Here is a 14,452-nt window from a genome sequence, read left to right on the forward strand (position 1 = left end):
AATTAATATGAACAAAAAAAATAGAATTTTAATATTGCTTTTTTTTCTTTCTGCTAATTTTCATATGAATGCACAAAAGACAAAAAATAGTTTAGAGAAAATTGAAACCCTTAATTTTTATGGTGATAATGGATATGTGCATCAATCCCAAAAAACAGGTGTAAAACTTATTGAAGAATTAGGACAAAAAAACGGTTGGCAAGTTATTTCAACAGATGATAATTCTATTTTTAATGACAAAGAGCTAAACTCATTTGATGTAATTATATTTAACAATAATTGCGGAAACAAAGGACAAATTTTGTCTAAAGATAATCAAACAGCATTGCAAAATTTTATCAGAAATGGTGGAGGTTTTGTTGGAATTCATTGTGCTGGTGCAATTTGGAATGAAGGAGGAGAATTTCAAAATTGGTACGAAAAATTAATCGGAACCAAATTAGTAGATCATCCAAAAGTACAACCTGCCAAACTAATTGTAGAAAACAAATTGCATCCAATAACAAAACATTTAGATGAAGAATGGATAGTAAAAGATGAATGGCATCGATTTTCCTATAACCCCAGAAAAAATGTAAATGTACTGTTAGCTGTTGATGAAAATTCCTACGAAGGAACACAAAAAATGGGCGGAGATCACCCTTTTACTTGGTATCAATATTATGATGGAGGACGTTCTTTTTTCACATCACTTGGTCACACCAAAAAATTATATTCCAATTCAAATTTTCAACAATTATTAGAAAATGGCATTAAATGGGCTTCAAATAAAACAAATAACAATTCTATTTTACCAATAAAAGAAGGACTTCTATTAGATTTAGATGCAGATTATAATATTCTACTTGAAGACGGAAATAGAATAAGTTCGTGGAGTAATCGTGTGGAAAATAAAATCAAAAATTTTGTAAAACGAGATGAAGGTAGAAAAATAAAAGGTTCTGGAAGACCAAGTTTAAAATTGAATGTTTCTAAATTAAATGGACACAATTCCGTAGTTTTTCGTCGCCAAGAATTGGTAAATCACAACGAAGATGCTTTTGATCATTTAACCACAGGAAATGGCTATACTTGGTTTTCTGTGATGTCTGTATACACTCAAGTAAAAGGAAAACCAGGTGTTAATTCCTTTTTTGGAAATTTGAGAAATACAAATTTGGATAAAAAAGGTCAGTTTGAAGGATTTTGGGCAGGTGTAAATCTAGAAAATCAATTGTGGATGTCTTCTAGAAACGCATTGCAAAGAGGAACTTGGAATGAGAATAGTCCTCAAATCATTGCGTCATCACCTTTAGAAAAGGAAAAATATTACGTTATAATTGGTAGAATGGATGCTGGAAAAAACAAAGTTGCTATGGAACTTTTTATAAATGATACGTTGCCTTTAGCGACTAAAAACTTTCCTGTAAATACCAAAGCAAATGCTTCTAAAATGGTTATTGGTCAAGAAAGAGATGCCACAAATCATCCAGGAGTAGAATCTTTTGATGGAGAAATTGCTCGTTTTTTAATTTTTGAAAGACCACTTTCTGATGAAGAATTAAAAATGATTGCCAGCTATTTAAAATTAAAATATAATATTAATTAAAAAGAACGTATATGTTAAGAAATTACATTTTTTCAAAAACTAAAACAGTTACAATACTTGTTTTGTCAATTTTTTTATTAGTCACTTTTATTGATTGTGAGCAAGCTAAAGAAGATTCGCCAAAAACACCTTTAAAAATGTGGTTTAAGCAACCTACTACTAAATGGAACCATGGTCTTCCTATAGGTAATGGAAATTTAGGAGCAATGATTTATGGAACTCCGCAAAAGGAAGTTATTTGTTTAAATGAAGAAACGATTTGGACTATTGGAAAAGAGAAGAATATAGATAAAGAAGGAGCTGGAAAGTATATTGATACGATACAAAAAATGTTATTTGCTCGTAAATATGTTGAAGCCGAAAAATTGGTTGACGAAAAAGTACTGAATAAGAAAATTCCATGGGGAGAAAACTCTTATCAAATGTTGGGTAACTTATTTATTACTTCAAATAATCTAGACTCTATAACAAATTATAAGCGAGAATTAGATATTAATAAATCCTTAGCCACAACAACTTTTAAAAGTAGAGGTATAACTTTTAAAAGAGAATATTTTTCTAGTTTTCCAGACAAAGCAATGGTGTATAAATATACAGCAGATGCGAAAGGAGAGATAAATATTGCTGCTTCGGTAAAACGAAATGAGCAAACTAAAATTTTGGTTTCAGAAAATCGAATTGAATTTTCAGAACATGTTGGTAATGGTTTTGGTGTAAAATTTCATGCTATTATTCATTTTGAAACTAAAGGCGGTACATCGAAAATTGAGAACGGTAAATTAATAATCACAAATGCTGATGAATTATTAATTAAGGTAGTTGCCTCTAGTAATTATAGAGGTTTAGACCCTGAAAAAGAAACAAATACTACATTAAATAAAATAGCGAATGTATCCTACAAAAAATTACTTAATGCACACATCTTAGATTATCAATCATTATTTCATAGAGTAGATTTTAAAATTTCAGACAAAACAGGTGAAGAATTACCAACAGATATTCGATTAAATAAAGTAAAAAAAGAAGCTACAGATAATTACTTAACACAGTTACAGTATCAATTTGGAAGATATTTATTAATTAGTAGTTCTAGACCAGGTAATTTGCCTGCTAATTTACAAGGTATTTGGGCAGATGGATTTACACCACCTTGGAATTCAGATTATCACATCAACATTAATATTCAGATGAATTATTGGATGTCTGAAATGACAAATCTTACAGAATGTCATGAGCCTTTTTTAGATTTTGTAGATAATTTAAGAGAAAAGGGACGAATTACGGCACAAAACACCTACAATGCAAGAGGTTTTGTGGCACATCATACAAGTGATGCTTGGCATTCTACAGCAGCTTTTGGGAAAGCAAGACATGGTATGTGGCCTATGGGTGCAGCTTGGTGTTGTCAGCATTTATTTACGCATTATGAATATACAGAAGATAAAGAGTACTTAAAAAACAAGGCGTATCCTATTATGAAAGAAGCAGCATTATTTTTTGTAGATTTTATGGTAAAAGACTCTAATACAGGTTTTTTAGTTAGTGGGCCATCTATTTCACCCGAGAATAATTTTTTAACAAAAGATGGCAAGCGTGCAACTTTAAATATGGGGCCAACTATGGATCGTGCCATCATTTTTGAGTTATTTAAGAATTGCATTACTGCAGCAGAAATATTAAATATAGATAAAGAGTTTCGTACGGTTTTAAAAAATAAAATAAAACAAATGCCACCACTTACTATTGGTAAAGATGGTAGGTTATTAGAATGGGCAGAAGAATTAGAAGAAGCAATGCCTGGTCATAGACACATTTCTCATTTATATGCCTTACATCCATCCAATCAAATTTCGAAATCTAAAACACCAGCACTTTTTGAAGCTGCTAAAAAAACAATAGCAGGAAGACTGGCTAAAGGTGGTGGACATACAGGTTGGAGTCGAGCTTGGATTATAAATTTTTACGCACGTTTGTTAGAAGGAGATAAAGCGTATGAAAATGTTTTAGCACTGCAAAGAAAATCTACTTTGCCAAATCTTTTAGATGTGCATCCTCCTTTTCAAATTGATGGAAATTTTGGTGTAGTTTCTGGAATCACAGAAATGTTATTACAAAGCCATAACGGAGAAGTTCATGTATTACCAGCATTACCAAAAGCATGGAATTCTGGACACATTCAAGGAATTTTAGCCAAAAAAGGATTTGAAATTGATATAAAATGGGAAAAAGGACAATTAGAATCTTTAGTAATACATTCTAAACTTGGCAATGTGTTAAAATTTAGATACAACGAAATCCAAAAAAGCCTAGCCACAAAAAAAGGAGATATCTTAATTTGGAAAAAAGATGAAAATGATTTTCACTTAAAAGAGTAAAAGGATGTTATCATGAATAACATTCAATTGGCTTTTTTATGTTTATTCGCAATTTTTTTGAGTTTTAGACAAAAAAACTCTAGTTTGTTATAATGGAAGTTGGGAATTGCTACAAAGAATGTCTATCCCTTGTTGGTGGTATATGAATAAAGCATTAAATGGAAAAAAGTAAATTTAGAAGGGTTTTAAACTTAGGAAAATCTCAAATAAAAACATTAAAAAAAAGGAGTAACTTCATTTAAAATTACTCCTTTAGTGTTTGTAAAGAATGATTACTATAAATCTTTAAAAATTCTAATGGTTTTAAACGCTAAGCCCTCATTGTTTTTAGCTTTTACCAAGTAAATTCCTCTATTTAGCGAACTTACATCTACACCGTTCACCACTTTTTGTGAACTTATTTTAGCACCCAAAATATTGTAAATTTCAACAGAATCAACATCATCTGAACGAAAGTATAATTTGTTCTTAACTGGATTTGGATAAGCATTTACAGCGATTAGTTCTTGAGATTCTACACCTAAAGCAAAACCACTAAAATCTTTCCAAACATCAGCTTGTTGATAAGCAGCAACATTTTCTGCGCCAGTAACTTTTAAAGTTGCAGTTGAAAGTGCGGTATTAAATATTGAATTTACTCCTGCATCTCCGGCTGGGTTATATGTAAGTGGCAAAGGTGTAGGACTTTCAACAATTACTTCTGCTAAAGTTGAAATACCTCTAAACATATTATAATTTGTTTCATCAAGAAAATCTAATGAAGCAGGAAGTGTGATAGAAGTAAGTCCTGTTCCATTAAAAGCGCCAACATAGATAGAGTCAATAACAGGCATATTTACTGTTTTTAGAGCTGCAGATTGCCAAAAAGTCAATCCTTCTCCAATTCCTAATCCAATTTTAGATACACTTGGTAAATCAATGTTTTCAAGAGCAGTACAGTTTCTAAATGTTTGTACGTTGAGTGATGTTATATTAGGAATGCTAACACTAGTAAGTGCAGTACAATTTCTAAAAGCTTGTCGTCCTAGATCACCCGTAGCTACAGGAAAACTCACACTAGTAAGACTAGCACAATTAAAGAAAGCTTGGTTTCCAGGAACTGCATCTCCTTGCACGACCAAGGATGTAATAGCTGTTCCACTAAAAGCTCCATTGGCGATAAATTTTATAGTATATTCAACACCTTCGTGAGTGACTGAAACTGGGATTACCAAATCATTTGGTATGGTAGCACCATCAACAGTACCTATAATTGAAACTGTATTTGGAGACCCTGCTTCAGCGGCAGTTGAAACTGAATACTGATATAATGAGTCTTCAAAAGTATCACCAGCCACAAGTTGTGCATTGGTTACCGTAATCGTAAGTAGAGTAATAAATAATAGTAACGTTTTTTTCATTTTAATTAAAGATTTTAGGTTAATAATTTTATTTATTTATTTATTAGCAAATTACAATAAAAGCTTAAGTACAGTTGCTGTCATTTGTATCAAAATAAGGGGATAAATGTTGCAATATGCACTTCACCATTAAAAAAAACCACTAGATTTTTTATAAGACTTAAATACTATTGAACAACCAATTTTCCTCTTTTTTTCAACTCTAATTTTTTAATCATTATTGTACGAACATAAAAGAATGCCCTTATTACTTTTTGCAGAGATGGACAAATTAAAAAACAAACCCTAAGCCAATGAATATTTAACTATAGTTTACATTATTCACCTACAATAGAGCGAAAAGTATCCATAAGTTTAGATTCATTTAAATATTTTTATACCATATATTTCACCTTATGCCAATTAAAAAACACTTTCTTAAGTACTTTATGTTCTCTTTTGTTTTATTATGGAGTTGTAAGCAAAATAGAAAAGCAGCAATCAATACTGTTAAGCAACCAAACATTGTTGTCATTTATTTAGATGATTTAGGGTATGGAGATGTAAGTGCGTATGGCGCAACAGCATTGCAAACGCCAAACATAGATGCTTTAGCTAAAGGTGGGATTAAATTTACGAACGGCTATGCCACATCAGCTACTTGTACACCAAGTAGATATGCGTTGCTAACTGGAGTGTATCCTTGGCGAAATAAGAGTGCGAAAATTTTATCGGGCTCTGCACCTTTAATTATTAGCGAAACGCAGCAAACTTTACCAAAACTGTTGCAAAAGCAAGGTTATCAAACGGGTGTTGTAGGTAAGTGGCATTTGGGTTTAGGAAAAGGAAATGTTAATTGGAATGAGAAAATATCTCCAGGCCCAAATGAAGTGGGTTTTGACGATGCCTATATTTTAGCGGCAACCCAAGACAGAGTACCCACCGTTTATATAGAAGATGGACATGTGGTAGGATTGGATAAAAATGATCCTATTCAAGTGAATTACAAAAAGAATTTTGAGGGAGAACCCACCGCAATTTCAAATCCAGAACTGGTAACCATGAAATGGCATCATGGTCATAATAATAGCATAGTAAACGGAATTCCAAGAATTGGGTATATGAAAGGTGGCGAAGCGGCAAAATGGACAGATACAAAAATGGCTGACTATTTTTTAGCCAAAGCCCAAGACTATATAAAGACAAATAAAGAAAAACCATTCTTTTTGTATTATGCGATGCAACAACCACACGTGCCAAGAACACCACATCCAAGATTTGTAGGAAAATCTGGAATGGGTCCAAGGGGAGATGTAATTTTAGAAGCAGATTGGTGTATCGGAGAATTGATGAAAACTTTAAAAGAAGCAGAAATTTTAGAAAATACATTCATCATTTTTTCTAGTGATAATGGCCCTGTGTTAAACGATGGCTACGATGATGATGCCGTTGAAAAATTAGGAAAGCACAATCCAAAAGGAGGCTTAAGAGGAGGAAAATATAGTTTGTTAGAAGCAGGCACTAGAGTGCCATTTATTACGTATTGGAAAGGAACAATTCAGCCTGCAGTTTCAGATGCAATTGTTTGCCAAATTGATCTATTATCATCTTTGGCAACCTTAACAGGAACTTCAGAACTAGCTACAGATAGTAAAGATTTGTTAAGTACTTTTTTGGGGAAGTCAGACAAAGGAAGAGCCCACTTAATTATCGAAGCACAATCCAAGACAGCCTTAAGAAGCGGCGACTGGTTAATGATTCCTCCTTATAAAGGCAATCGATATAATAAAAAAGTTGGGATAGATTTAGGGGTTATTCCAGAGTTTCAATTATATCATTTGAAAGAAGATATAGGACAGTTAAATAATTTAGCAACATCTAATCCTAAAAAATTAGACGAAATGATAGAGATATTCGAATCATTAAGAGGGCAAAGAATTCAGAAAATATAAAAAGTTAATAACCTTTTAAAAGAATAAAAAAAAAGCTACATATCTTTACGCTACACCCAAAGAAAGCTTCGAGGAATTCTATTGGTTAAATTAGTTATGCATGAAATTAAATTATAGATTACCTAACAATAGAGTCATTAATTAGTCAAAATACAGACTCAAAATGGTTTTGTAAATTATTCTTAAACAAAAGGGTTATTGGTATTATTTTTACTTTGAAAATAAATGTGATTTTATAAAATATATTTCTGTTCTTTTGTTTGAATGGAACAGAATATAGAATAAAAAAAGGTTGCTTTATAAAACAACCTTTTTAATCTTTTTCAAAATAGCATTCTCCCCTAAGATTTACTTCCTAATAAAAGCAATTCATTTACTAAAATTTCAGTAACATATCTTTTTTCTCCTTCTTTTGTATCATAAGATCTGTTGGTTAGTTTTCCTTCCACAGCAATTTCTTGCCCTTTATTTACATAGTTTTCTACTACAGTAACCAAACCACCTTTTATAACAACATTGTGCCAATAAGCACGCTCTATTTTGTTGCCTGCTTTGTCTTTGTAACTATCATCTGTGGCCATAGAAAATTTTGCCATTTTGTTTCCGTCTTGGAAAGTTACTATCTCTGGGTCTTGACCCAATCTACCAATTAACTGTACTTTGTTTCTTAACGTATTCATAAGATAAGTTTTTATGCATTTTTTATTTGAATGCAAGTTTATAATTTGTTTTTTGTCAATTCGTTTTGACACTGCAAAGTTGCGACAGCATGCAAGTTTTATTCGGTTACAAAACAATTACTTTCGGTTGTAATTATTTGTAGTCGTTTGTAAACGGATAAATTATTGTATATTTGCCCAATGGAAACTAGAGAATGTTTAGAGTGTAACGAAACGGTAAAAGGTAGAGTAGATAAGAAATTCTGTTCAGATTATTGTAGAAATGCCTATAATAATCGTGTAAATAAAGACAGCAAAAATCTTATCAGAAATATTAATAACCGATTAAGAAAAAATTATAAAATTTTAGCTGATTTAAATGTTTCTGGAAAAACAAAAGTAACAAGAACCCAATTATATAACCAAGGTTTCGACTTTCAATTCTTTACTTCTATCTATAAGACAAAAACGGGTAACACCTATTTTTATATTTATGATGAAGGCTATCTGCCTTTAGAAAATGAAACTTTTTTGTTGATTCGGAAAGAACGATAAACTATTTCCATGTATTACCTTTTACTTTAATGGCAGCTTTTAAAACATCTTTCTGACTCAATTGCCCAATCAATTTTCCGTTTTCTATCACAGGAAATCTTCTTCTATGAGAACTAATAAACTTAAAAGCAGCATCAAAAATATTCATGTTTTTATCAATGGTATCTACATCTCTCACCATATATTTTCCCACCGTATTATTGGTGTCTGAAGGCATATTGTAGTATTTACTTTCCGAAATATGTTTGATACAATCGGTTTCAGAGATAATACCAATCAGTTCATTTTTATTATTAACCACAGGTCCACCAGAAATTTTATAAGTAATTAATTGAGAAATTACATGATCTAAAGAATCTTCTGCCTTAAAAGTTATCAAGTTCGTGGTCATATAATCTGCCACTAAAATTTGCTCTTTGGCTTTTGCCTGATTTGTATCTCTTTTTCCTTGAAAGCTCTTAATACCCATAATATTCGTTTTTTAGTTGGAACTAAAGTTACCAAATTTTCTCTATCGTTCAACTTTTTGATAAAAGTTTTTTTTATTTCTTACATTTATAGAAATATTTTTTTTGATGAAAAGATTTTCTACCATTGTTTCTATACTCATTATTTTAGGAGTTATTTATTGGAGTTTTGCAGATTTAAAACCTTCTTTATCTTCAAATAAAAAAATAGCGGAAACAGATTTCTCCATAGACAACGCACTTCACCATCTAAAAAATATTTCTAAAGAAGCACATTATACTGGTTCTAAAAATCATAAAAAAGTTCAAAATTATATTGTTGCAGAATTACAAAAAATGGGTTTTGAAACTGAGATTCAAACCCAAACAGCATTTAATAAAAAATGGTTTGCTGCAAGCACAGCAGAAAATATCATCGCCAAATTAAAAGGTTCTGAATCTGAAAAGGCATTAATGCTACTAACGCATTATGATTCTAACCCACATTCTTCAGTTGGTGCGAGTGATGCAGGTTCTGGTGTGGTGACTATTTTAGAAGGAATGAGAGCCTTTTTAGCCAAAGACGAAACACCAAAAAATGATATTATTATTTTATTTTCTGATGCTGAAGAAATTGGTTTATTGGGCGCACAAGCTTTTGTAGCCCATCATCCTTGGACTAAAAATATTGGCTTGGTTTTAAATTTTGAAGCAAGAGGAAGTGGTGGCCCAAGTTATGTACTTATGGAAACGAATGGAAAAAATAGCAAGCTTTTGACTGAGTTTATGGCGACCAAACCCAATTTTCCTGCTGCGAATTCTTTGATGTATGCTATCTATAAAAAATTACCAAATGATACAGATTTAACTGTTTTTAGAGAAGATGCGAATATCAACGGATTCAATTTTGCCTTTATTGGAGATCATTTTGACTACCATACAGCACAAGATTCTTATGAGCGTTTAGACAGAGAAACACTTTTGCATCAAGCAGATTATGTAACAACCTCATTAAATTATTTTTCAAATTCAGATTTGTCTCAATTACATTCTGATGAAGATGATGTCTATGTAAATTTTCCGTTCATTAAAATGATAAGCTATCCTTTTTCTTGGGTGTTACCTATGACAATTATTTGTAGCATTGTCTTTTTAATACTATTATTCTTTGGCTTTTCTTTAAATAAGATTACTATAAAAGGAGCTCTTAAAAGTTTTATTCCATTTTTAGTTTCGTTGATTTTATGCGGTGGAATTTCTTTTGGATTATGGAAGTTACTACTCGTAATTCATCCACATTACAATGATATTTTACAGGGATTTACCTACAATGGCTATCAATACATTGCGGCTTTCGTCTTTTTGAATTTATGGTTGCTTTTTACTATTTATAGAAAGACTTCTAAAGAAGAAAAAACAACCAATTTATTAATAGCGCCTATTTTTTTCTGGCTGGTTATTAACATCTTAATTGGTGTGTTTTTAAAAGGAGCTGGGTTTTTTATAATTCCTGTAATATGCGCGCTTTTAATTCTTGCCATTGCTATTTTTCTGAATTTAGATGTAAAGTCTAAACGTATTTTGTTCACTATTTTATCAATACCTACGTTGTATATTTTTGCACCTTTAGTAAAAATGTTTCCTGTAGGTTTAGGCTTAAAAATTTTATTTGTAAGCGCTATTTTTATAGTACTGGTTTTTGGATTGATGCTATTATCCTTTCACCAAAAGAAATCTTTTTGGACACAAAAATGGACAGGAATTTTAGCAATTGTCTTTTTTGGGATTGCCACATATAATAGCGGATTTTCCATAGAAAATAAAAAGCCAAATAGCATTGTTTACATTCAGAATACTGAAGACAAAACAGCCTATTTTGGAACATACAATACTACTTTAGACAGGTATACCGAGCAGGTTTTTAAAGACGATTTTACAAAAGGTGGTATTAAAAATGCGGAAACCAAAAGCAAATACAATACTCGTTTCAAATATCATAAGAAAACTGATTTCAAAAATATTCCTTCTTCAGGAATTAGTACTGAATTAGATACTATTATTGGCAATAAACGTTTTTTAGAAATCATAGTTTCTCCTGAAAGAAAAATTAACAAATTAGAGTTTATCACTAGTAACAAACTGACTTTGTATCAGTTTAAAGTAAACGATGTTTTGGTGAATTCTGGTAAAAAACATCAGTTAGAAAAGGGTACTTTTTTAATGTATCATTTTGGAAATACCGACAAAGAGGTGACACTTTCTTTCACTATAAATTTAGACCAGAAATTAGATCTGATTCTAAATGAAATTTCTTATGATTTATTAACGAATAAAAACTTTAACCTTATACCAAGAACAGCAGCAATGATGCCCATGCCATTTGTTACAAATGATGCAATTATTATTACTACAAAACTAGATTTTGTTAAATTTTAAAAAACTTGGGAAGCATCTATTTTTACTTTTAACAATAAACTATCCTTGTATCACTTTCTAAATTTCGGAAGAGCTTATCGTAGTACTAAAGTTGCTGTAAAATAATCTTCAACAGGCTAGATTGATATTTTGAAGATTAATTGATACTTGCAATTACCAATAAAACTGAGAAGATTTAAGAGTAAAACTTAATTGTTGAACGAAAATAAATCTAACGTAATAATATCGTACTCGAGAATACAGAAAAGCTTATCGGAATGCAAAAATTTCATACAATAAAAAAGCATCCTGAAAGAATCAGAATGCTTTATACGTCTATTTAAAAGTATTTTTACTCTATTTCAGAGACTCTTAAGGTATTTACCATTCCCTTAGCTTCCACTGGCATAGAGGTTAGGTTAATCATTAAATCACCTTCTTTCACATACCCTTTTTCTTTAGAGATTCTATTGATATCTACAACGGTATCGTCTGTACTTAAATTCTTATCATAATAAAAAGCTTTTACACCCCAAAGTAAATTTAGTTTTCCTAAAATTCTTTTTTCTGATGAAAATGCTAAAATTTTAGATTGTGGTCTCCAAGCAGAAATTTGAAATGCTGTATAGCCACTATTGGTTAATGTAGAAATGGCTTCTGCGTTGATATCATTTGCCATTAAAGCTGCGTGATGACAAACTGCTTTTGTAATAAATCTCTTGGTTCTAATATGTGGTGCTTCGTGTGGTACTTTAATCATTCTAGAGTTTTCTACACTCGCAATAATCTCTGCCATTTTTTGAATTACTCGTATGGGATGTTTACCAACAGATGTTTCTCCAGAAAGCATTACAGCATCTGCACCATCCATAATAGAATTGGCAACATCATTTACTTCTGCTCTTGTGGGTACAGAATTATCAATCATGGTCTCCATCATTTGCGTTGCAATAATTACAGGAATTCTTGCTCTTTTTGCACGTCTTACTAATTTTTTCTGAATTAATGGAACGTCTTGCATAGGTATTTCTACACCTAAATCTCCACGTGCAACCATTAAACCATCACAATAAGGAATTAAAGAATCTATATTTGCTACAGCTTCTGGCTTTTCTATTTTTGCAATTACAGGAACTCTATAATCTGAGTGTTGATCGATTAGATCGCGTAACATTCTTAAATCTTCTGGCGTTCTTACAAAAGAAAGTGCCATCCAATCTACATTTAAGCTCAATGCAAAAATTGCATCTTCTTTGTCTTTTTCTGTTAGTGCTGGTAAAGAAATTGCCGTGTTTGGTAAGTTTACACCTTTCTTTGATTTTAAAGCACCACCAACAATTGTTTTTACAACTACCGCTTTGTCTTTATCTGTAGAAATTACTTCGAATAATAATTTACCATCGTCTACTAAAATTTGTTCTCCAACTTTTACATCTTTTGGAAAACGTTGATAGGTCATAAATGCCTTTTCTTTGGTACCTATACATTTTTCTGTAGTAAATGTAAAGGTATCTCCGTCTTCTAAAACAACATCATCTTCCATAACACCTACACGTAATTTAGGCCCTTGTAAATCTGCTAAAATGGCAACATTAAAGTTATTCTCTTCATTAATCTCTCTAATTGTTTTTACAGTCTTCTTAACATTTTCATACGCTGCGTGAGAAAAATTAATCCTAAAAACATTTACACCTGCTTTTGCTAAATCTGTTAAAATCTCTTTAGAGTCAGTTGCGGGCCCAAGTGTTGCTACTATTTTTGTTTTTTTGTAATCTATCATATTAAAATATTAAAAAGTCTTTAGACTTTAAGGTGTTTTTATCTATTGAATAAGAGGTAATAATCTGTTCAATATTTTTAATTTTATGTATTGTATTTACTACAAAATCAAAAGCTACTTCACCAGAAATTTTTATAAAAAAATCTACCTTTTTCTTTTCTGGAATTAAGTATGTTTTTGTTTCTGTAGTTAACAATAATTCGTTTGATTCTGTTTGATTTTCTCTTTTAAAGCTATTGGCTATTAAAAACCACTCAAAGTCGTATTTTTTACTGGTAAAATTATAGATAGAAAACGATGCTTTGTTTGTATCGTTCTCAAATTCTAAATTTTTTTGAGATTTAGAAAAGTGTGTGTTTAAGTTTTTATTTAGCAAATATGCCAGTTTATAATCTTCTAATGCTGTGTGAATACCTATTAAAGAATACTCATCTTCACAAAAATCGTCTAAACCTAAAGCATGAATTTGCATACATTGTAAATTTACTCTTAGTGTTTTTAATACTGCTAAATTACTAATTGTTTATGAGTATTGTAAGTTATTTTAACGAAAACGTTATCGTTTTACTCTAAAGAGATTTGATTTTGGAATGCGTAGTACACCCTTTTGGAAGCTTGTTCTTCTGCTTTTTTCTTAGAAGTAGCTCTTCCTTTGGCAATCTGCTCGCCGTCTATACTTATTTTAACACTAAAATGTTTTATAGGATCATTTCCTGAATCCTCATAAGTATCAAATATATATTTCTTTTTCTGTTTTTGGCACCATTCTATGATTAAGCCCTTGTAACTTGTAATTTTTCCTTCTAGTTTTTCGATATCAACATAAGGAACAATGACGTTATGATAAATAAATTTTTGACAAAAATTATAGCCTTTGTCTAAATAAATAGCCCCAATTAATGCTTCAAAAATATTGCCATGAATATTATCACCAACGTTTGTTTGATCGATATTACTCTTCACAAAACGAATTAAATTTAAGTCTTTACCAAGCTCATTCAAATGCTTTCGACTCACAATTTTAGAGCGCATTTGCGTTAAATAACCTTCTGAACCTTCTGGAACTTTTTTATATAAATAAGCCGCTATAACAGAACCTAGAATAGAATCTCCTAAGAACTCTAATCTTTCATAATTAATAGGAATCCCTTTTCTGTCTAACATTTGAACAGATCTGTGGGTAAAAGCTTTTTTATATTTGTTAATTTTTCTTGGGGAAAAATTGAGTAGTTTTTTTAATTCGTTATGTAGTTCTTCATCTTCTTGAGAATGAGATTTCACTATTTTACGAATAAAATTCATA

Annotated in this window: 11 protein-coding genes; 5 read left to right on the forward strand and 6 right to left on the reverse strand. The window is 31.0% G+C overall.

All coding sequences use genetic code 11. From position 1 onward, the window contains the following. The first annotated feature begins 7 nt into the window (after window positions 1–7). Together Q0998_RS07560 and Q0998_RS07565 are read left to right on the forward strand one after the other, a co-directional pair. Window positions 8–1,588, forward strand: coding sequence for a ThuA domain-containing protein (locus Q0998_RS07560; RefSeq protein WP_299668382.1), 1,581 nt, complete (start codon window positions 8–10; stop codon window positions 1,586–1,588). Between the two features lie 11 nt (window positions 1,589–1,599). Beyond that, window positions 1,600–3,963, forward strand: coding sequence for a glycoside hydrolase family 95 protein (locus Q0998_RS07565; protein ID WP_299668384.1), 2,364 nt, complete (start codon window positions 1,600–1,602; stop codon window positions 3,961–3,963). 275 nt (window positions 3,964–4,238) lie between these two features. Here Q0998_RS07565 and Q0998_RS07570 read toward each other — a convergent pair whose 3' ends face one another. Beyond that, window positions 4,239–5,363, reverse strand: a complete 1,125-nt coding sequence (locus tag Q0998_RS07570) for a leucine-rich repeat domain-containing protein (protein WP_299668387.1) — start codon at window positions 5,361–5,363, stop codon at window positions 4,239–4,241. A gap of 395 nt (window positions 5,364–5,758) precedes the next feature. On the opposite strand from Q0998_RS07570, the gene Q0998_RS07575 reads away from it, so the two are divergent. Then, window positions 5,759–7,294: an arylsulfatase gene (locus Q0998_RS07575; RefSeq protein WP_299668390.1), complete on the forward strand. Its 1,536-nt coding sequence runs from the start codon at window positions 5,759–5,761 to the stop codon at window positions 7,292–7,294. A 341-nt stretch (window positions 7,295–7,635) separates the two neighbouring features. Here Q0998_RS07575 and ssb read toward each other — a convergent pair whose 3' ends face one another. Further along, window positions 7,636–7,974 carry a single-stranded DNA-binding protein gene (gene ssb, locus Q0998_RS07580; RefSeq protein ID WP_299668393.1) on the reverse strand — a complete coding sequence of 113 codons (339 nt, stop codon included), beginning with the start codon at window positions 7,972–7,974 and terminating at the stop codon, window positions 7,636–7,638. Window positions 7,975–8,154: 180 nt separating this feature from the next. Between ssb and Q0998_RS07585 the strand changes: the two genes are divergently transcribed. After that, window positions 8,155–8,508, forward strand: coding sequence for a hypothetical protein (locus Q0998_RS07585; protein WP_299668396.1), 354 nt, complete (start codon window positions 8,155–8,157; stop codon window positions 8,506–8,508). Between the two features lies 1 nt (window position 8,509). Here Q0998_RS07585 and Q0998_RS07590 read toward each other — a convergent pair whose 3' ends face one another. Then, window positions 8,510–8,977, reverse strand: a complete 468-nt coding sequence (locus tag Q0998_RS07590; RefSeq protein WP_299668399.1) for a CBS domain-containing protein — start codon at window positions 8,975–8,977, stop codon at window positions 8,510–8,512. Between the two features lie 106 nt (window positions 8,978–9,083). On the opposite strand from Q0998_RS07590, the gene Q0998_RS07595 reads away from it, so the two are divergent. After that, entirely contained in the window at window positions 9,084–11,390 is a 2,307-nt protein-coding gene (locus Q0998_RS07595) for a M20/M25/M40 family metallo-hydrolase (protein ID WP_299668401.1), read from the forward strand. 331 nt (window positions 11,391–11,721) lie between these two features. Here Q0998_RS07595 and pyk read toward each other — a convergent pair whose 3' ends face one another. The 3 genes from pyk to rnc form a co-directional block, all read right to left on the reverse strand. Beyond that, window positions 11,722–13,149 carry a pyruvate kinase gene (pyk, locus tag Q0998_RS07600; protein ID WP_299668404.1) on the reverse strand — a complete coding sequence of 476 codons (1,428 nt, stop codon included), beginning with the start codon at window positions 13,147–13,149 and terminating at the stop codon, window positions 11,722–11,724. Window position 13,150: 1 nt separating this feature from the next. Continuing rightward, window positions 13,151–13,621, reverse strand: coding sequence for an IPExxxVDY family protein (locus Q0998_RS07605; protein ID WP_299668407.1), 471 nt, complete (start codon window positions 13,619–13,621; stop codon window positions 13,151–13,153). Window positions 13,622–13,713: 92 nt separating this feature from the next. After that, window positions 13,714–14,451: a ribonuclease III gene (gene rnc, locus Q0998_RS07610; protein WP_299668410.1), complete on the reverse strand. Its 738-nt coding sequence runs from the start codon at window positions 14,449–14,451 to the stop codon at window positions 13,714–13,716. Window position 14,452 lies beyond the last annotated feature (1 nt).

Source organism: uncultured Polaribacter sp., assembly GCF_947501385.1.
Taxonomy (GTDB): Bacteria; Bacteroidota; Bacteroidia; order Flavobacteriales; family Flavobacteriaceae; genus Polaribacter.

Excerpts from the sequence above, each read along its gene's own strand:
- Q0998_RS07565 (WP_299668384.1), top strand. The coding sequence starts at position 1,600 with ATGTTAAGAAATTACATTTTTTCAAAAACTAAAACAGTTACAATACTT.
- Q0998_RS07605 (WP_299668407.1), bottom strand. The coding sequence starts at position 13,621 with ATGCAAATTCATGCTTTAGGTTTAGACGATTTTTGTGAAGATGAGTAT.
- rnc (WP_299668410.1), bottom strand. The coding sequence starts at position 14,451 with ATGAATTTTATTCGTAAAATAGTGAAATCTCATTCTCAAGAAGATGAA.
- pyk (WP_299668404.1), bottom strand. The coding sequence starts at position 13,149 with ATGATAGATTACAAAAAAACAAAAATAGTAGCAACACTTGGGCCCGCA.
- Q0998_RS07590 (WP_299668399.1), bottom strand. The coding sequence starts at position 8,977 with ATGGGTATTAAGAGCTTTCAAGGAAAAAGAGATACAAATCAGGCAAAA.
- Q0998_RS07595 (WP_299668401.1), top strand. The coding sequence starts at position 9,084 with ATGAAAAGATTTTCTACCATTGTTTCTATACTCATTATTTTAGGAGTT.
- Q0998_RS07560 (WP_299668382.1), top strand. The coding sequence starts at position 8 with ATGAACAAAAAAAATAGAATTTTAATATTGCTTTTTTTTCTTTCTGCT.
- Q0998_RS07585 (WP_299668396.1), top strand. The coding sequence starts at position 8,155 with ATGGAAACTAGAGAATGTTTAGAGTGTAACGAAACGGTAAAAGGTAGA.
- Q0998_RS07575 (WP_299668390.1), top strand. The coding sequence starts at position 5,759 with ATGCCAATTAAAAAACACTTTCTTAAGTACTTTATGTTCTCTTTTGTT.
- ssb (WP_299668393.1), bottom strand. The coding sequence starts at position 7,974 with ATGAATACGTTAAGAAACAAAGTACAGTTAATTGGTAGATTGGGTCAA.
- Q0998_RS07570 (WP_299668387.1), bottom strand. The coding sequence starts at position 5,363 with ATGAAAAAAACGTTACTATTATTTATTACTCTACTTACGATTACGGTA.